The sequence below is a fragment of the Marinomonas epiphytica genome, assembly GCF_054780655.1.
Genome location: NZ_BAAGVX010000038.1, coordinates 1 through 18,472 on the forward strand (window position 1 = coordinate 1; position 18,472 = coordinate 18,472).

An 18,472-nucleotide genomic window follows, 5' to 3' on the forward strand; every position below is an offset into this window, starting at 1 on the left:
TCTCGTAAGACTTCAATATTTTTTGAAGCCTCCAGCGAGCGCCCACACAAATTATCTGATTATCTATTTTAAAGAGCGTTGCCGTTACACTTAAGCGACTCAATCTCTGTAAGAGTTTAAAGCCCTATCCGTGTCAGCGAGGGCGTATATTAAGGATCTACAGATTTAGTGCAAGTACTTTTTTAAAAAAAAGGGAATTAATTTATAAAACCGTCACATTTGTATGTTTCACAACCAAACATTGGAGTTTTTGCTTATTTTTCATACAGAAACCCATAAAAAAGCCCTTGGAAATAACCCCAAGGGCTTAGCTTACAAGGTGAGGTTAGTTTTCTGCTTGCTCTCTACGGCGTTTCACCTCATACACAATCGCTAATATTACGGTTATCGAGATCATGACCAAACCTAACGCATTGACCGCTGGCGTTAATCCCGTTCTCACTTTGGACGCGATATAGACTGTTAATGTCGTGTCATATCCTTTAACAAATAGCGTAGTGTTGTAATTTTCAAACGACTGTAAAAAAGCAATACCTGCTGCTGAGATAATGGCTGGCTTTAAATAAGGTAGCAATATACGTCTAAAGGCCTGCCATTGCGTCGCCCCTAAACTCAACGCGGCATTTTCCAATGTACGATCGAAACGTTGCAACCTAGCTAACACCATCAACATGACATAAGCGGCGATAAAGGTTGTTTGCGCAACAACAGTAAGAAAGATCCCCCCACTTACTGACATGCTTTTCCAAAATATTAAGGTAGAAATCCCCACAATGACACCAGGCGTTAAGAGTGGTGACATCATAAGCGCATAAATAAAGCTCTTACTACGACCTTGATAGGTTGATAAAAGCAACGCACAGCATATACCAATTGGCACAGCCAATAAGAGCACCCCTAATGCAACAAGACCACTTGTCCATAAGGCTTTCCACATAGCACCATCTTGAGCTAAGGCCTCAAACCATTTAAGTGTGGCACCTTTCCAAGGGGACACTGTAGGGAATCGGCTATCATTAAAGGTGGCTACCCCCATAATGATAAGAGGTGTGAACAAGTATAAGAAAAAGATACCTATGTAGAAGCGAACACCCAAACGCATGATAGATTCTGACTTCATTTTGCAATATCCCCCAAACCAACTTTAAAGACACGCATCACGAAGGCAATAAAACCAATACACATAATAAGTAGAATAAACGCGTAGGCTGCCCCTTGGTTCCAGTTCCCCCCTTCAAAGAACCAGTTATAAATGATTTGTGTAAACCAACGGCTACCGGGTGACCCCAATAAAGCCGGCACAGCATAACTACCCGCCGCCAACATGAAAGTCATAATGCAGCCAGTTGCTATACCTGGTTTAGCGTGCGGCACTATCACTCGAAAGTGGGTTTTTCCCCACCCAGCACCAAGATTACGCGCGGCTTTGATCTGATTTGTATCTAAGCTTTCGATCGCATTATAAATAGGAAACACCATGAAGAGGATGTATGCGTAAACCATACCTATCATAACGCCACCATCTCCAGACAAAAATCGAATCGGTCGATCTATTAAGTTCAGGCTTAGTAGTAAAGCATTTAATGGCCCTTTATAAGCCAAAATGATGTACCAGGAGAAGGTGCGAAGTATCTCATTGATCCAAAAAGGAATAATAAGTAAAAGCAAGCACAAAGCGGCTTGTCTGGGTGTTGCCACTTTCGCCAAGTAAAAGGCAATAGGGTAACTCACCAGCAACGTAAGCAAGGTCACCAGTACACTTGACCAAATTGTCTTAAAGAAGATCGCAAGGTGAATAGAGTTATTGAATAAGGTGTCATAGTTAATTAACGAGTAAACGTCTTTCGGACCACCCTGCTCTGCTGGTAACAGGTTGGGCCTAAAGGAATAATCTATCATCAAAATTTGCGGAAGAATGACCATGCCAATCAACCAAATTGAGACCATCCCAATAATGCCTACTGTTAAGCTACTACCAAATCGTTCGGCAAGTTGCTTATACATTACTCGCCCCCAGCCATTATGATGGCATCTTGCTGATTATAGGAGAAGCCGAGTTCAACGCCTGGCTTAAGGTTATCGCTATACTGATGCGCACCTAATTGAACGGAAACCATTTCGCCACTTTTCAGTTTAGTATTTAGCGTAATGTAAGCCCCCTCGAAGTTAATTTCTTCGATTGTGGCTTTCAATGTATGAGTTGATTCGTTAGCGTGCACCCGGAAATGCTCAGGTCGTATAAATAAGTCTGCAGACGTACCTATGTTGAGGTTCCCTTGTACCTTTCCAGACAAAGTGCCTAGAGCACCACAATCCAATTGAGCATAGCCGTCCTGACAGCTAACAACCTTACCTGTTAACTGATTATTTTCTCCCACAAAAGAGGCTACAAAAGCAGTTTGTGGATCGCGATACAAAGCAATAGGGTTGGCAACTTGCTGAATTCGTCCTGCAGACATAACAGCGACACGGTCAGACATGGTCAATGCTTCACCTTGGTCGTGAGTAATGTAGATAAAGGTAATACCCGTTTTGCGCTGTATTTCTTTTAATTCCGTGCGCATATGTTGGCGCAGTTTTAAATCCAATGCCGAAAGCGGCTCATCCAGAAGTAATACTTGTGGCTCTACGGCTAGTGCCCGCGCAATGGCGATACGTTGTTTTTGACCACCAGAAAGTTCAGATACTCGCTTTGTTCCACTACCGTCTAAGGCCACTAGCTCCAATAAGCGATCTGAGGTTTTTTTACGCTCAGCCTTAGACACACCACGAACTTCTAATCCAAACTCGATATTCTCCGCTACACTCATGAGCGGAAACAAGGCCAAATTTTGGAAAATCATAGAAGTAGGGCGCTTATTCGCAGACACTCCTCGCATTGACTGCCCACCAATTTTTACATCGCCTTGAGTAGGGTCTAGAAAACCACTAATCATGTTCAGAATAGTGGTTTTACCACAACCTGAAGGCCCTAAAAAACTAAAAAATTCACCCGACTCGATGTTTAGATTTGTTTGTTGAATGGCAGTAAAATCACCAAATTGCATAACAACATTATCTAAATGAACACTGCTATCCATATAACTCCCCAATAGATAAAAGAAACAAAAATCCTCGCTGGCGATTAAGCCAACGAGGATTTCTTGAACATACTCAGCTTAAGCTGATAAAAAGCGGTCTTGATATTCGTTACGAAGTGCAACGTACCAAGGTTCTTGAATAGGCCACCACCAAAGGTTAGCGAGATCTTGCTCAGTATAAGAGTCTTGGAAGAACTGTTTAGTCGCTGCTGGCAATAATGCATCTGCTCCTTTTGAAGTAGAGTTGTAACCAGTAGATTCGACAAACATAGCACCCGCTTCTGGTGTGTAGTACCAATTAATGAATTCGTAGACAGAATCCACATTGTTAGCGTTTTTAGGAATGACAAAACCTTCCATCCACGCTAAAGCACCTTCTTTTGGTGCGCCGAAAGCAACCGGCTCACCTTCGGATTTCAGTTTAAATGCCGTGCTATCCCAAGTTTGGCCAATGATTGCACCATTCGTACGGAAAGCACCTTGCGCTTCATTTTCTGTTGACCAGAACTGTGCAATAGATGCTTTATGCTCTGTCGCCACTTTTAGGATCACATCAAAATTTGCGCGCATCGCTTTCTCGTTCTTGTAAGAATCAAGCAACGGGAAAGGCAATTTACCTGCTTTTTCTAGCCATAAACCAATTCCGACTAAAGAAGAGTGACCGCGTACGGTAACACTACCAGCGTTTTCCGGTAACCACAAATCACCGTAGCTCAAATTCTTTGGATCAGCCTTAGCGTAATCTGTGTTGTAAGCAATGGCTTCAGTACCCCAATCTGCAGGAGCAAAGTAACGCTTACCACCAACAACTCCACCTACTTCTGAGCCACTGATAGCGCTATCCAAACAGCCATCCCAGTTAATACGAGATGTATCTAGAGGCTGAACAAGGTCATAATCTACATAACCAGGCACGCGGTCTACGGTAGGCATAATAATATCAAAGCCCGTGCCATCAGTAGCACGCAATGAGTTCATAAGCTCATCGTTAGTACCATAAGGGGTAAAGGTTGCGTTAATACCTGTTTTGGCTTTGAAATCAGCCAGCATTTCATCGGTAATGTAACCAGCCCACGCATAAATGCGCAGTTCTTTATTTGCAGCAATAGCACTGTTGATTGAAAAAGGTGTCGCGGCAACCGCACCGGCGACTGAGGCACTTTTCACAAACTGACGACGAGAGACATTCATGCGATAACTCCTTTGCGTACTTTTGAGTAGTAAATTAATTTTATAGTTCGATAACTCATTTTTTATTAAATAAGCTTTTAATAACAATATCAAATTTAATACAGTTAAATGACCAAATGATGACTAAAATATTTCATTCTCGTGGAGAATTTCACGCTCAACCTCCGTTTACACCAAAAAAATAGATAATGAAACGTTAAACACTCATTAAAAACCGATGATCTTTGTAACGAAACGGTAACAATAGATAGTTATCCTTGCTTCGTAATTTTATGTAACAAGGTGCTCTTTAAGTTGAAAATTTCAAGCGTTACAAGAACAACTACCATCAGTTATTTCATTATTGCAACTCTGTTGGCTGCTCTTATGACTTGGAGCTTAATAAAGTTCCGCGACGCTTTTGATCAAAGCCGGGCTTATAATCAGCTATGGCAAGATGCGGCCGTAGAGCTGAATCAACTTGTAGAAGGTTATTTAACATCCGGTGAAGCTTCGGCATTACAAGAAGCAAGCGACTTTATTAAGCACACGATCTACCCAGCTTTAAAGGATTTGCCAGCCCCCGTACAAGCCCCTATAGAAGAGCAGTTGATTTTAATAGACCAGAGTCTGCAAAGTGATGTGCGGGCCGCCGGTAAATTATCTGGAACCCCCTATGCACTCATTGAAAACAATGAGCTACAAATTCGCTTATCACTCGACACACTGACAACTAAAGTAAAAGCATTCATCACAAACCACTCAAAAGAAGAGGCTCTTGATTACCTAAGCATTCAAGCGGACCTATACAACGCTCTCTCAAATATGAGCCAAGCTAAGCACAACTACCTTAAACAGCGTGACACAAATAATGAGACTCTGCTAACTCAATCCATTCGCCAATTCATACAAAACACAGAACTCTTAAATACCCTACCTGTTCTTGATCTTGATAACACCAACACGAGCAGCACAGAAGACGATTTGTCCGCCCTTATGGGGTGGGCTGATGAGGACAATGAAACGATTGAGGACCCACTAGAAGAAACAAAAAATGAGTTAAGCGCTTGGTCTAACCGTTACTTAAAAGATATCAATGTGAGCTTGGACAACATTGAAAAAGCTGCCCTCGCTCAGCAAACGCTGCGCAGTCGAATCGTCGAGCTTGAAAGTATTATTGAGCAAGGTTCTCATACCATCCAAGATACAATCGCCAGTACACAAAAAAATACCATCATCGCTTTTGCCAGCTTTGTACTAATCATGTTGTTGGTCACTGTTACCGTGCACCAATTTTTAAGTCGAGTCGTTGTGAAGAGTGCCAACAGTTTATATACCGCCGTAAAAGATTTAGTCGATCATGAGAACACCAGCACTATAAAAGTAGGCAACCAACAGAATGAGTTGTCAGATGTCGCTCGCTACTTAAACGTATATTTAGAGCAAATGGCGGTTCAACGCCAGCAAAGGGATACCGAGCTTAAGAATATATCTAGCTCTTTAAATGGCATGCTAGACGCCTTTGGGCAAGTTCACGATTTAAGTGCCTCTTCAAAGCAAGATCTTGAATCTACCCTCATCTTAGCAAACCAAGTTGATATATTAGCCAATAAAGCCGAAGTGCGAGCAAAAGATGTTGAACGCTATGCAATGGAAACTCACAGCGCAATGCAAAACAGTGTTGAGCAAGCAGAATCCCTCAGCCTTGCCCACCAGGCAACGGCAGAGCGCTTAGACAGCAGTAAAAACTCTTTAAAGAACTTGACCAGCTCCGTATCAAATGCCGCTTCCATTGTCAGTGGCATCAGAGACATTTCAGAGCAAACAAATTTGCTGGCATTAAACGCTGCCATTGAAGCGGCCAGAGCAGGAGAACATGGTAGGGGCTTTGCGGTTGTCGCCAGTGAGGTTCGTAATTTGTCGAGCCGTACACAACAGTCTCTTGAAGAAATCACCTCGATATTCTCCTCGTTAACCGCTGCAACCAGTAAGCTTAACGATAACATTGAACTCATTGAGCAAGCATCCATTGAACAAAGGTCTTTAACTCATGACTTAGGTCAATCCGCTCAAGAGGTACTGGAGAAATCAGATCAATCCTCTCTCTTAGCTCAGAAAGCAACAGGTTATGCTGCACAGCAGAAACAGGGAATGAACGACCTTAGCGAAGCTGTAGAAAAGGTTCGCTCACAAGCCGATAAATCTGAATGTTTTATTTCGGAAATGACCCTCAGCACAGAACAAAAAATTCAGCATATCACCACAACACTTGGCATTCATTAAACCACCAAAGCACCATAAAAAAATCCAGCCGAGGCTGGATTTTTAGCAGAGCAGATAGGCAATGTACTTAGAACAAAACACGTGCCTTAATAGTGCCAGAGACTTCTTTTAACTTCTCAAGTGCAAATTCGCCAGTATCCGAATCTACGTCCATCACCATGTAGCCTAGCTTTTCAGAAGTACGTAAGTACTGACCCGTAATGTTGATATTATGCTCTGAAAAGATAGCATTAATATTCGATAGCACACCTGGTCGATTCTGGTGAATATGAAGAATGCGGTGATTATCTGCTTGTGCAGGCAATGCAACTTCAGGAAAGTTTACCGATGCAATTGTGGTACCCACATCTGAGTACTTAATCAGTTTTTCTGCTACTTCCACACCAATATTTTCTTGCGCTTCCATTGTGCTACCACCAATATGCGGAGTCAGAATAACGTTCTTAAGTCCACGTAAGGGTGAAACAAACTCTTCAGTGTTGCCTTTTGGCTCCACTGGGAATACATCCACAGCCGCACCACTTAAGTTGCCAGCTTTAATCGCCTCAGCAACAGCGTCTAGATCTGCCACCGTACCGCGTGAAGCATTAATGAAAATGGCACCTTGCTTCATTTGGGTCACTTCTTTCGCGCCAATCATCATTTTGGTCGACGCGGTTTCCGGAACATGCAAACTGATCACATCACTAGTCGACAACAACTCTTTTAAGCTCTTAATTTGGCGTGCGTTACCTAAAGGAAGCTTGGTGACAATATCATAGAAGCAGACTTCCATACCCAAAGATTCCGCCAAGACACTTAACTGAGTACCGATACTGCCATAACCTACGATACCTAAGCGCTTGCCACGTGTTTCGTAAGACCCTACCGCAGATTTCAACCAGCCACCATCGTGACAAACGGCATTTTTTTCAGGAATCCCTCTCAGTAGCAAAATCAATTGACCAATAACCAACTCGGCCACACTACGAGTATTAGAGAAAGGGGCATTAAATACGGCGATGCCTTTAGCACTGGCCGCATCTAAGTCAACTTGGTTAGTACCGATGCAAAAACAGCCAATCGCCGCAAGCTTATTGGCATGGCTCAAGACTTTTTCAGTCAACTGAGTACGCGAACGGATACCAATAAAATGCGCGTCACTAATTTTACTAATTAGCTCATCTTCAGCTAGTGCAGTTTTATGGTATTCAATGTTCGTATAACCCGCGTCATGCAATGCATCTAATGCTGATTGATGAACGCCTTCTAATAACAAAATTTTGATCTTGTCTTTATTTAGTGAGGTGATGCTCATGGCTGGTTCGACTTCTCTTTGGTGGTGAGGAAAATGTGTGACCTATCATATCACACAACAAATCTAATTCGTGCTTATGGTGCGATCAAGTCATTCATATTATTGAGAGCCATTTTCATTACTGACCGCACGGTTAAGTTACATTCGTTCTAAATACACACCCGTTTCAACATGGTGGGTATAAGGAAACTGGTCAAACATAGCGTAACGAGTTACTTTATGGGTCGACGCTAGGGACTCTAAATTCGCTTTAAGCGTAACTGGGTTACAGGAGATATAAAGGATCTTATCCACTTTTCGAATCAACTCTACTGTCGCATCGTCTAAACCCGCTCTTGGTGGATCGACCAAAACAACAGAGGGTGACAGTTCATCGACTCCTGCTTGAATCAGGCTTTTTGGCAATTCGGCGTCGCCGTTCAGGGCCGCCGATACATCTTCACTTGCCATTTTTACCACTTGGACATTCTTCATCCCGTTAATCGCAATATTCAACTGTGCGGAGTTGACGGATACCTTTGAGATTTCCGTTGCTACAACTCTGTCGAACTGACGTGCTAACGGGATAGAAAAGTTACCATTTCCACAATACATTTCCAACAAATCACCAGAATCGTTAGCAGTAACATCTAGCGCCCATTCCAGCATTTTTTCACTGATGCCAGCATTAGGTTGGGTAAAGCTATTTTCTACTTGTTGGTAATGAAATTTTTGCCCATTGACCGTTAGTGTTTCCATCACAAAATCGCGAGTCAGCACCTGCTTCTTTTTACGGCTACGACCTATAAAGTGGCACTCTGGAAACTGAGCGTACAAAGCTTTTGCCGCATCATGCCATTCTTCATCAATAGGTTTATGATAAAGCAAGCTGATTAACGCTTCGCCAGTAGTGGTCGTCAGAAAGTCGACTTGAAATAGCTTATAGCGCAACACCTGTACATTTCGAACCGCATCGAGCAACCTCGGCATAAGTTGGTTAATTTGCTCTGAGGCCGCTAAGAATTGATCCGTTCGAATGGGAGTCCTAGGATCTTCGGAGTCAAACATGGCATAGAACAGATCGTCCCCATCGTGCCAAATACGAAATTCTGCACGCATACGGTAATATGCAGGCTGGCTAGGGAACACTTCTAAGTCTGGCAAATTCAAGCCAGACATTAATTGATGAAGTTGTGACTGTTTTTCCGCAAATTGGCTTTCGTACAATTCGGGTTGAATTTGATCTGGTCTCATGGTGCTCTCTTCGCGCTGAGGTATGGTCTTGGCGCGAAATTATACGAGTTCCGCATACACAAAGCCAACGCTGGAACGGATATCCTTATTGGTTTAAATATTTCTGCCCGAGCAACACTTCTAGCGATAAGGTAATGGAAAGCTCTGAGTTAAAGTCATTATCCACCTCATGCAAAGTCTGGGGTTTCACATGGCCAACTAACCAGTTTTTAAACAGCTTGCGCTGGTAGTCTACAAAAAACAAATAACTCTCTGCTTTAATGCTCGACTTACCTTCTTGTAAAAAGCTCAACTGATAGGTAAATGCACTTTTATCGTTCAGTTGATGAAAAAAATACAGGTTTTCCCGCAAGTAAAGAGTGTTTTCTTGGTCTAACCAAGTGGACGCAAAGCTAGCACCAATATCATGCTGAGTGCTAAGGCGATGACCTGCCTTTACCTCATAACGCGCGCCAATCCCTTCAGAATAGTAAGCAAAGGCTTCTTGCCCTTGCTGCCAATACCAGCCCTCTTTATAGTCGCCTTGACGTAGACGTAAGCGAATAAAAGGGTCTAATGGAAATGCTAATAGAATCCCCGCATCCAGGTCGGCATGCCATTCTTCTTTTGCATAACGCAGGGCAGCGGCAATATTAGAGTCCAAGGCAGAGTCAACTATACCGGTATTCTCAGACGCTTCACCAGAAAGATTGTCTTGTGTGAGGGTATCACCATCAGACTCAATGATGAGCCGTAAGCGATCCTGAGTATTAGGTAACTTTAACCTTGCTTTGAAATCAAAAAAACCGCTGTATTCACCTTCTTCCTTGAAGGTTGAACCTATCCGCAAACGCGCATAGCTGTCTTCTGATAGCCCGCTCTCTTGCCCAGATAGATAGTCATCAATGTTGCCAGCCCAAGAAGCCACCTTAGAAGACGCTTTCGCATGGTAAGAATACCACCAAGCTTTAGAGTGCTCACTCTGCGCGTTAGGGTCAGGCTCAGTTAACTCTTGCGCCCAACTCGGCATGCAAAGCACACTAACATAACTTGCTAACAGAAAGCGCCCTGTGCTTATCATCTCTAATCAGCCCTGCTTTAACATCTGCTGAATCATTAGAGATGAATTCTCGGCAGCAACTTTCAAGTAGTCTTCAAAGCTCTGTGGTGACTCTTTGCCTGCGATATCAGACAAGGAGCGGACTACCACAAACGGTGTTGAGAATTTATAACAGGTTTGTGCGACTGCCGCTGCTTCCATTTCAACAGCAACCATTGCAGGAAAAGCGGAACGCACTGCGGCCACCCTTTGTGGGTCACTCATAAAGCTGTCGCCTGTACCAATGGTTCCGGCTTTTGCTTTCACTCTATTTACTGCTTGAACGGCATCAAGTGCCGACTTAAGCAAGCCATCGTCCGCCGGAAAACTGGCTGGCATATTTGGCACCTGGCCTAACTCATAACCAAAAGCTGTCACATCCACATCGTGATGAACCACTTTGTCTGAAATAACTACATCCCCGACCTCTAAGTCAGGGTCAAAGCCACCAGCAGAGCCAATATTAATCACATACTCTGGTTGATATTTAGAAAGTAACAGTGCTGTCGAAATGGCCGCATTGACCTTGCCAATACCGGATTGCAGTAACACAATTTCTTTACCTTCAAAGAGGCCACGATAAAACAGACAACCAGCAACTACTTCTTCTGTTACATCTTGCATCCAGCCTTTAATTACAGCGACTTCTTCATCCATCGCACCAATTAACCCGATCACACTCATGCTTCTCCCCTAATTTTCAGTAATACTTTCATTAACTTGATCTACCAGCCTTTTCACTTGTTCAAAAGAGTAAGGGTATTGCAGCTTAAATGCTGTCACGAATGCACAATTAGATAACGTTGACTCCTGTAAAGTAATTAGTCTTAAATCAGGAAAACGCTGTTGAACCTCAGATAAAAGGTCTTCGTCTTGTTCTTCTAAAAGGACCATTGTGGCATTCATGTAATACGACAATATCCCCTCATAGTCGCTAAGGTCATCAAAGCTTTGAGAGGGAATAGAATAATTTGTTAAATGTGCCTGTAGTACCGCTTTTTGAACTCTACTCCCCCCTATCAAAATCCACGCCACGCCTTGGTAGTGAAACGATAAGGGGATAATAGGACTTTGCTGACTCGCGTACACTAGAGCTTGATATACATGGAACTCACTTAAACCATTTTGTAGTGAGAACACACTTGGATCTTGTATTGCATTATTATAACAAGTTAACCAAATCAACGGCATACTCTTTGAACCATACTGATCTTTAATAGATCGAGTTAGCTTCGTCAGTACCTCTTCATTTTGACAAGACACAGCAAACACGGCATCAAAACGACTTGTTTTCTTAGATTGCGCGAAAAACTGCTCCGCATCCTGATAGCAGTTCACGAACACCCCTAGGCCTTGTAATAACTCAAGAAGCTGAGGTGCATATTCATTACTCTGTCCGATCAGTGCAACGCAAAAATCTCCTGGTAGATCTACTTTTGGACTTGCTTTGGCAGTTAAAGGCAAACATATGGTTACCCCTCTGTCGTTCTGCTTACGCTGCTCCCCATCCAACTTATCAAGTAATCGATTAAGTACCCAGTCTAATAAAGGCCGAGATGACAAGTCAGCTTCATGTATGCTCAATTCTAGACCTTGCTGCAAAGGGCTTACCCTCAGCTTACACCCGTCTCCCTGAGTGACCGACAACATGAGAAATAGCCTGACTAAAACTTCCAATGAGCGGCCACAAGGTATTTCTAACAACCCAGTTTCTGTTGAACAATCCAGCTCTAAGACTTGGTTGATAGTAGTAAGCTCTTGTAGAATTTTACTGTGTTCTGAACTAATCAATTCGCCTAACAGAACGTTTTTAGTCTCATCTGAGTGCTCATTTAGATCATCAAAAATGGACAATAATAGCCTAATCCAGCCCTGTAGATCGTCCACGACCGCTTCGCCAGTCAAACTCGATAAATAAGCCATTTCGTTTAGAAGCGACTGACTTTCAATCTTTTCTTGCATATAACCAGATTCAGGGCTCAGTTGCATAAGTTGCCAAGTTAAACTCTCTTTGTCCGTTATATCCTGACCTACCAGCATCAACCCCCGATAAGAGCTCTCATTAATAAATGGACGAACCTGCCATTCAAAAAGCGAGTCACTCCCATCAATACGTAACTTGAATGAAGCCTGGGGGATGCCTTTTAATACGTCACGCACCTCTTGATGAGCTTGTACAGGAAAGAAGTCAAATAAGGTTTTAGCCCTCTGATAACCTGGAAACAATCGTTTTGCTTCTTTGTTTATAATGATAACTTGTGCCACTTCACTACAGAATATCACCGCTCTCTGGTTCATTTCTAATAGTGCTTGAAAACGCCTTTTATCCGCTTCCAGAACTCTTTGGTGGACTAAATGCTGCTGTTGTAAAGGTTTTAATTCGGTGAACGGAATCTGACTTCTTCCACCAGCTCGTAAAGCACTAAGTGGTACCAGCACTTTTGCCTCAATATATTTTGCTACAACCAAATAAAGCAAAACAACGAGCACAAGCCCACTCAAAATAATTAGCAGAACATTGCTATAATTTGATAAATCCTTTTCTCTGCTTTGCCCCACTTCTAAATATAATCCTGCATCAGCTTCGATCTTTAGTGGACTCATAGAGAAAAAGTCCAACGATTCAAAACTCTGGCTTTCCGAAAAGGCTTCTAATAGTGCTTGTGTGTCAGACGGCTCCTTTAAAATACGCAAGCCATCTACTCCCGAGCTATTAATTAACTCACCAGCTAATGTAAGGTTGTCATTGAGTGATACGTAACCGTATAGAAAACCAAGGTTATGCTTTTGATCAGAAACTAATTTTTTCTTGAACACCAATAAATTGGCGTTATCAGACGTCGTCAAACTCGACCACTGATCAATCCTAGCTCCTTGGCTTAAGTTCTCTAACCCTGATCGTGTGTAAAGGCGACTACGGGGGTCCACAGAAAAATCACCGTTCTGCCACGATATATAAAAAAAATCTAAACCACCCAAAAAGAGCACGTCGTGATTTCTAAATAAGCGCTCAAGTGTCCCCATACTTTCCTGCGAACGTAAGCTGATATCTTGAGCAATGAAGTTGACTTCGTATTCAGCACGGGTGAGGTAAGTATTAAATGCCTGCTCTACCGCCTGGTGACTTACTTCCAATTCAAGTTTGGCTTTATCTTTAGCCTGTGAAGCGTCAACATATAAGGTAGTGAGAGCAAAAGCTAAAAACACAATACCCAACACCAACATATACTGTTGGAGTAACCTCTTCTTTAAGCTTATTGTTTCCATACAGGCCCCGTATCTTTATTTGCATCTCGTTGAGTCTGTAATACTAAACTAGTACGGTCTGCGCCTACCCAAAAGGTCACTTTACCTATCATCAACTTCGGAACTCTTCTCCCCAGTAGATCGAGCTTTATCCCTTCCACTAAAGCAATCGTCAGTTCATCACGCCAATAAATCCCACTAACAACAAAGCCATCGGTATTCTGCTTCGCACTCTCACTCCAGTGATTTGTTTTGCTTTTTACCTTGAAAGGCAGCTCTTGTAGAGCCATTTGAATGCCATTGGAAATATTTTGCGTACAGCTAAAAATGAACTCGCTAGGTGTAGTAATCACTTGCTTGGCTTTTAGATAGGTATGCTGAGCATCGTCTTCTACCTCAATAATGTACCTGAAGTGATGGCCTAACCCCACCATTTGATCTAGGAAAGCATTACACCTACGATGCCCCAAGTAACTTGGCGGCAGAACAAAAGCATCCATTTCGGCTTCCGAAGACAGCCGATCATGTAAGATGCGAGCTAGCCTATGGGCAACCTTAGTTTCATCAAACCCCAAATACATTAATGGAGAATGATGTTGCCAATTCTTCAGAGGCATAGATAAATTATAATAAATGACTTTAGGCTTGCCGCGCCGTAAAAAACGCTCAACAAAGCGAAATTGCAAGGGACCAGTATCAGTAATGACCAAATAATCTGGCTGAATTTCTGTAATCCGATCATAGCTACCGATAATGCTTGCTGACGAAGGTGTGGTCGATTCACTATACACATCCAACCGATAGTCTATCCTCAACTCTCTCATTCGACGCTTGAAAATGGCCAACAAAGAGCGGTTGCGCTCACTTGTTTCAGGCCCAGATAATACAATCACTATACGAATAGCCTTCTCCATCCTTCTAGCAAGAGGGACAGGTGGGCGACTGACAATGCTTTCTAATTGCTCTGTTAATAGTTTTTGCTCAGGCGAAGCCGAGAAATAGTCATCAATCTCAATAAAACCAGATTGAAAATTTGCTGCGCTCGAAATACTGCTCATCCAAATTAGACAGAAAAGAGCTAAGCGAGCAATGTGTAGTCTCATCTTTCGGGGCCAACGTTATAAAGAAAGAAACATTTTAATCAATTAGCTAGGATGAAAGAAAGCTTTGAATATTTTAGAGAAGTTTTGCTAACCTGAAGACGAAAAAAAGCCGACATAAAGTCGGCTTTTTTAAATATGGTGCGGAAGGAGAGACTCGAACTCTCACGCCGTGAAGCACTGGAACCTAAATCCAGCGTGTCTACCAATTCCACCACTCCCGCAAGGAATGGCGAGCATTATAGGCAAATCATTCTATGGGTCAAGCATTTTTTAACTTTTTTTAAAATAAAACACAATTCCCTTAAAACATTCCCCTTAGTCTAGAAATTACGACCGTTTAAGTACTCACCATGCTCGTAGCGTACCGCCATTTCTTCTAAGTCTATTGTTTGTATACGTGACGCTTGTCCAGCACATCCAAATGCTTCGTAGCGGTCAATACAAACCGCTTTCATCGCTTTAATGCTCTCAGTTAAGTACTTTCTTGGGTCAAAGTTACCCTTATGCTCTGCAAGGCTACGACGAATCGCCCCCGTTGCTGCTAAACGCAAGTCCGTATCAATATTAACTTTGCGTACCCCGTAGCGAATCGCTTTCACAATTTCTTCTACTGGCACACCGTAGGTCTCAGGAATGTCGCCACCAAACTCGTTAATAATAGACAACCAATCTTGCGGCACCGAAGAAGAGCCGTGCAATACAATGTGCGTATTCGGCAATAACTCAGCGATCTTGCTAATACGCTCTATATCTAGGATATCTCCAGTCGGTGGTCGAGTGAATTTATAAGCACCATGGCTCGTACCGATAGCCACAGCAAGCGCATCAATACCCGTTGCATTAACAAAATCCACCGCTTCTTGTGGATCTGTCAGCATCTGATCATGAGAAAGAATGCCTTCCGCACCGACACCGTCTTCTTCGCCCGCTTGGCCCGTTTCAAGAGAACCTAGGCAACCTAGTTCACCTTCTACAGATACGCCACATGCGTGAGCGAACTCAACAGTACGACGTGTCACGTCAACATTGTATTCATATGAAGCTGGCGTTTTACCGTCTGCTTCCAATGAACCATCCATCATGACCGAGGAGAAACCTAACTGAATAGAGCGCTGACAAATGGCAGGAGATGTACCATGATCTTGGTGCATTACGACTGGAATATGAGGAAAATCTTCAATTGCGGCAGCAATAAGGTGGCGTAAAAAGTGTGAGCCTGCGTACTTTCTCGCTCCCGCTGAAGCCTGCATGATAACAGGGGAGTTAACTTCATTGGCCGCTTCCATGATGGCTTTTACCTGCTCCATGTTATTTACATTGAAGGCTGGTAGACCGTAACTATGCTCGGCGGCATGATCGAGCAATTGACGCATACTAATTAAAGGCATACAAGTTTCCTCTGACTGACAATAGATCTTCTGCCGACACGACAAAAGATAAGATTAGCCTCATGCTAATCTTTAAGTTTATTTATATTTATAGCGGCGCATACAGCTATAAACTGGTGTTACGCCTTTATCGTCATACTTGGCGTTTGCCAAGAAGGTCACTCTCTAGTTTCGTTTTATATTGGCCCGACATTCCTAACATCAGGCCGATATAAGTAGGCTTCATAGCCTTTTATTATGTGGAATGATCTAACGCCATTCTCTTGGTTACTATTATTGCCCGCGGGACTCTAACATCGCAACAGCTGGAAGCACTTTTCCTTCAACAAATTCTAAAAACGCGCCACCACCAGTAGAAATATAAGACACCTGATCAGCAAGACCGTACTTATCAATTGCCGCTAGGGTGTCACCGCCGCCCGCGACAGAGAACGCATCACTCTGAGCAATAGCCTGTGCGACAACTTCAGTGCCCTTTGAGAAATTATCAAACTCAAAAACACCACATGGTCCGTTCCAAAGAATGGTCTTCGCACCTTTCAAAACCTCAGCCAGAGCTTGCGCTGACTCAGGTCCTAAGTCCATAATTTCTTCTTGATCGGTAACCTGGTCAACTGGCTTCACCGTTGCTACGGCGGTTTCAGAGAACTCAGTCCCCACTCGCACATCGGTAACTTCTGGGATATCTAGGTTTGCCATCAGCTTCTGAGCTTGTGGAATCAAGTCTTTTTCATACAGAGATTGACCCACATTGTGGCCTCGAGCTGCGACAAAGGTGTTTGAAATGCCACCGCCTACAATTAGTTGATCACACACTTTAGACAGAGCCTCTAACACAGTAAGCTTTGTCGACACTTTTGAACCGCCTACTACAGCAACCAATGGTCGTGCTGGGTTGTCCAGAGCTTTGCCTAGCGCCTCAAGCTCTGCTGCCAACAGTGGCCCTGCACAAGCAACAGGGGCAAATTTACCAACACCATGAGTTGAGGCTTGAGCTCGGTGCGCAGTGCCAAAAGCGTCCATTACATAAACATCACACAGGGCCGCCATTTTTTTAGACAATGTTTCGTCATCTTTCTTTTCGCCAACATTAAAACGAACATTTTCCAGTAACACCAACTGCCCTTGCGTAACGTCAACGCCTTCTAGCCAATCTTTTACTAACGGTACATCTTGGCCCAGCAATTCAGCTAGATGATTAGCAACAGGTAATAAAGAATACTGCTCATCATATTCCCCTTCCGTCGGGCGACCTAAATGAGACATAACCATCACTTTCGCACCCGCTTCTAACGCCAGCTTGATCGTTGGCAATGCCGCACGAATACGGGCATCGCTGGTTACCTTGCCGTCTTTCACAGGTACGTTTAAATCTTCACGAATTAACACACGCTTATTTGATAACGCCACGTCTGTCATATTAATTATGGTCATTTTGATTCCTCGTCCTATCACTAAAAAATACTTACAAGTCCTAGCAAGTTGATTCGCTAGGACAAACCTATGATCATTCTATAGATGCCCAGTATTTGGTCACATCTAACATTCTATTCGCGTAGCCCCACTCGTTATCAAACCAGCACAGCAACTTCACCATGCGTCCATCAATCACCTTGGTTTGCGTGCCGTCAATTATGACCGAGCGAGAATCGTGGTTAAAATCAACTGACGCATGGGCCTCATTAGTGAATCCCATCAAACCAAAATATTTTTCCACTGAGGCCTGTTGTAGCCAATCATTTACCTGAGCAACCGTAACCTGCTGCTCCGTTCTAAGAACTAGGTCAATCACAGAAACATTCAGGGTAGGTACCCGCACCGCATTACAAGCCATCTTGCCTTCTAATTGAGGCATCATGCGATAAATCCCTTTGGCAAGCCCTGTATCAACAGGAATTATTGAACTAAGTGCAGCCCGAGTTAATCGTAAATCTTTCGTATGATAGCCATCTATCACGGGCTGATCGTTCATCGCTGAATGAATCGTCTGAGTAGTGCCATGCTCAATACCTGCCTGGCACCTAATGGTATCTAAAACCGGTAGTAAACAATTTGTGGTACAAGACGCTGCCGACACCACCCTGTGAGCCGGCGAAATGTCTTGTTGATTAAAACCATAGACAATGGTGGCATCAACATCCGCATCGGCTGGTTGTGACAATAAGATACGCTCAATGCCCGAAGTTAAATAGTGCTCAGCACCTTGTCGGTCTGAAAAACTACCCGAACATTCCAGAATCATGTCTATCCCCAAAGAAGACCAAGATAATGCTTGTGCCTCTGGGCATGAAAAGCACAAGATTTCATCGTCTCCAATAATTAACCTGTTATCTTTGGTTGAAATGGGTTTTGGAAATCGACCGTGGGTCGTATCATAACGGGTAAGATAGCTGATGGTTTCAATATCAGACAGTTCGTTTATGGCCACCACCTGAATGTGGTCTCGATAGCCATTCTCGTAAAGTGCTCGTAACACTGAGCGACCAATACGGCCATAGCCATTTATAGCGACTCGCAACATAATCCTACTTCATCGCACTGGTGGATCTAATATCCAACCTTGGTTGTTACGTAAGAAAGGAGCCACCTAGGTG

At 43.3% G+C, this 18,472-nt stretch carries 14 protein-coding genes and 1 tRNA gene; 1 reads left to right on the plus strand and 14 read right to left on the minus strand.

Features of this window, described 5'->3' with window-relative positions:
- Positions 1–325 precede the first annotated feature (325 nt).
- From ACYVGZ_RS12435 to ACYVGZ_RS12450, 4 genes are all read right to left on the minus strand, one after another.
- A complete protein-coding gene (locus ACYVGZ_RS12435; protein WP_460756032.1) occupies positions 326–1,120 on the minus strand; it encodes an ABC transporter permease in 795 nt (264 codons plus the stop codon).
- Positions 1,117–2,004 (minus strand): ABC transporter permease, encoded by an 888-nt coding sequence (locus tag ACYVGZ_RS12440; protein ID WP_460756035.1) that lies wholly within the window; start codon positions 2,002–2,004, stop codon positions 1,117–1,119. Before ACYVGZ_RS12440 ends, ACYVGZ_RS12435 begins: the two co-directional genes overlap by 4 nt.
- Entirely contained in the window at positions 2,004–3,080 is a 1,077-nt protein-coding gene (locus ACYVGZ_RS12445) for an ABC transporter ATP-binding protein (RefSeq protein ID WP_460756038.1), read from the minus strand. Before ACYVGZ_RS12445 ends, ACYVGZ_RS12440 begins: the two co-directional genes overlap by 1 nt.
- 78 nt (positions 3,081–3,158) lie before the next feature.
- Positions 3,159–4,271 carry an extracellular solute-binding protein gene (locus ACYVGZ_RS12450; protein ID WP_460756040.1) on the minus strand — a complete coding sequence of 371 codons (1,113 nt, stop codon included), beginning with the start codon at positions 4,269–4,271 and terminating at the stop codon, positions 3,159–3,161.
- A 366-nt stretch (positions 4,272–4,637) separates the two neighbouring features.
- Between ACYVGZ_RS12450 and ACYVGZ_RS12455 the strand changes: the two genes are divergently transcribed.
- Positions 4,638–6,533, plus strand: a complete 1,896-nt coding sequence (locus tag ACYVGZ_RS12455; protein ID WP_460756043.1) for a methyl-accepting chemotaxis protein — start codon at positions 4,638–4,640, stop codon at positions 6,531–6,533.
- Between the two features lie 67 nt (positions 6,534–6,600).
- On the opposite strand, the gene serA is transcribed toward ACYVGZ_RS12455, so the two are convergent.
- The 10 genes from serA to ACYVGZ_RS12505 form a co-directional block, all read right to left on the minus strand.
- A complete protein-coding gene (gene serA / locus ACYVGZ_RS12460; protein WP_460756045.1) occupies positions 6,601–7,830 on the minus strand; it encodes a phosphoglycerate dehydrogenase in 1,230 nt (409 codons plus the stop codon).
- 138 nt (positions 7,831–7,968) lie between these two features.
- Positions 7,969–9,063, minus strand: coding sequence for a tRNA (uridine(54)-C5)-methyltransferase TrmA (gene trmA / locus ACYVGZ_RS12465; RefSeq protein ID WP_460756048.1), 1,095 nt, complete (start codon positions 9,061–9,063; stop codon positions 7,969–7,971).
- Between the two features lie 85 nt (positions 9,064–9,148).
- Positions 9,149–10,123: a hypothetical protein gene (locus ACYVGZ_RS12470; protein ID WP_460756050.1), complete on the minus strand. Its 975-nt coding sequence runs from the start codon at positions 10,121–10,123 to the stop codon at positions 9,149–9,151.
- A 6-nt stretch (positions 10,124–10,129) separates the two neighbouring features.
- Positions 10,130–10,825: a 5'-methylthioadenosine/S-adenosylhomocysteine nucleosidase gene (gene mtnN / locus ACYVGZ_RS12475; RefSeq protein WP_460756052.1), complete on the minus strand. Its 696-nt coding sequence runs from the start codon at positions 10,823–10,825 to the stop codon at positions 10,130–10,132.
- A gap of 9 nt (positions 10,826–10,834) precedes the next feature.
- A complete protein-coding gene (locus tag ACYVGZ_RS12480) occupies positions 10,835–13,408 on the minus strand; it encodes a hypothetical protein (RefSeq protein ID WP_460756055.1) in 2,574 nt (857 codons plus the stop codon).
- Positions 13,396–14,490 (minus strand): type 1 periplasmic-binding domain-containing protein, encoded by a 1,095-nt coding sequence (locus tag ACYVGZ_RS12485; protein ID WP_460756058.1) that lies wholly within the window; start codon positions 14,488–14,490, stop codon positions 13,396–13,398. Before ACYVGZ_RS12485 ends, ACYVGZ_RS12480 begins: the two co-directional genes overlap by 13 nt.
- A gap of 136 nt (positions 14,491–14,626) precedes the next feature.
- A tRNA-Leu gene (locus ACYVGZ_RS12490) sits at positions 14,627–14,711 on the minus strand.
- Between the two features lie 99 nt (positions 14,712–14,810).
- Positions 14,811–15,878, minus strand: coding sequence for a class II fructose-bisphosphate aldolase (gene fba / locus ACYVGZ_RS12495; protein ID WP_460756061.1), 1,068 nt, complete (start codon positions 15,876–15,878; stop codon positions 14,811–14,813).
- Positions 15,879–16,151: 273 nt separating this feature from the next.
- Positions 16,152–17,312 carry a phosphoglycerate kinase gene (locus ACYVGZ_RS12500; RefSeq protein ID WP_460756064.1) on the minus strand — a complete coding sequence of 387 codons (1,161 nt, stop codon included), beginning with the start codon at positions 17,310–17,312 and terminating at the stop codon, positions 16,152–16,154.
- Between the two features lie 73 nt (positions 17,313–17,385).
- Complete coding sequence (locus tag ACYVGZ_RS12505; RefSeq protein WP_460756067.1) at positions 17,386–18,399, minus strand: type I glyceraldehyde-3-phosphate dehydrogenase; 1,014 nt, start codon at positions 18,397–18,399, stop codon at positions 17,386–17,388.
- Positions 18,400–18,472: the final 73 nt, after the last annotated feature.

Bases quoted from the DNA above. Each gene is read 5' to 3' on its own strand.
- ACYVGZ_RS12435 (WP_460756032.1), bottom strand. From the start codon at position 1,120: ATGAAGTCAGAATCTATCATGCGTTTGGGTGTTCGCTTCTACATAGGT.
- ACYVGZ_RS12440 (WP_460756035.1), bottom strand. From the start codon at position 2,004: ATGTATAAGCAACTTGCCGAACGATTTGGTAGTAGCTTAACAGTAGGC.
- ACYVGZ_RS12445 (WP_460756038.1), bottom strand. From the start codon at position 3,080: ATGGATAGCAGTGTTCATTTAGATAATGTTGTTATGCAATTTGGTGAT.
- ACYVGZ_RS12450 (WP_460756040.1), bottom strand. From the start codon at position 4,271: ATGAATGTCTCTCGTCGTCAGTTTGTGAAAAGTGCCTCAGTCGCCGGT.
- ACYVGZ_RS12455 (WP_460756043.1), top strand. From the start codon at position 4,638: ATGACTTGGAGCTTAATAAAGTTCCGCGACGCTTTTGATCAAAGCCGG.
- serA (WP_460756045.1), bottom strand. From the start codon at position 7,830: ATGAGCATCACCTCACTAAATAAAGACAAGATCAAAATTTTGTTATTA.
- trmA (WP_460756048.1), bottom strand. From the start codon at position 9,063: ATGAGACCAGATCAAATTCAACCCGAATTGTACGAAAGCCAATTTGCG.
- ACYVGZ_RS12470 (WP_460756050.1), bottom strand. From the start codon at position 10,123: ATGATAAGCACAGGGCGCTTTCTGTTAGCAAGTTATGTTAGTGTGCTT.
- mtnN (WP_460756052.1), bottom strand. From the start codon at position 10,825: ATGAGTGTGATCGGGTTAATTGGTGCGATGGATGAAGAAGTCGCTGTA.
- ACYVGZ_RS12480 (WP_460756055.1), bottom strand. From the start codon at position 13,408: ATGGAAACAATAAGCTTAAAGAAGAGGTTACTCCAACAGTATATGTTG.
- ACYVGZ_RS12485 (WP_460756058.1), bottom strand. From the start codon at position 14,490: ATGAGACTACACATTGCTCGCTTAGCTCTTTTCTGTCTAATTTGGATG.
- fba (WP_460756061.1), bottom strand. From the start codon at position 15,878: ATGCCTTTAATTAGTATGCGTCAATTGCTCGATCATGCCGCCGAGCAT.
- ACYVGZ_RS12500 (WP_460756064.1), bottom strand. From the start codon at position 17,312: ATGACCATAATTAATATGACAGACGTGGCGTTATCAAATAAGCGTGTG.
- ACYVGZ_RS12505 (WP_460756067.1), bottom strand. From the start codon at position 18,399: ATGTTGCGAGTCGCTATAAATGGCTATGGCCGTATTGGTCGCTCAGTG.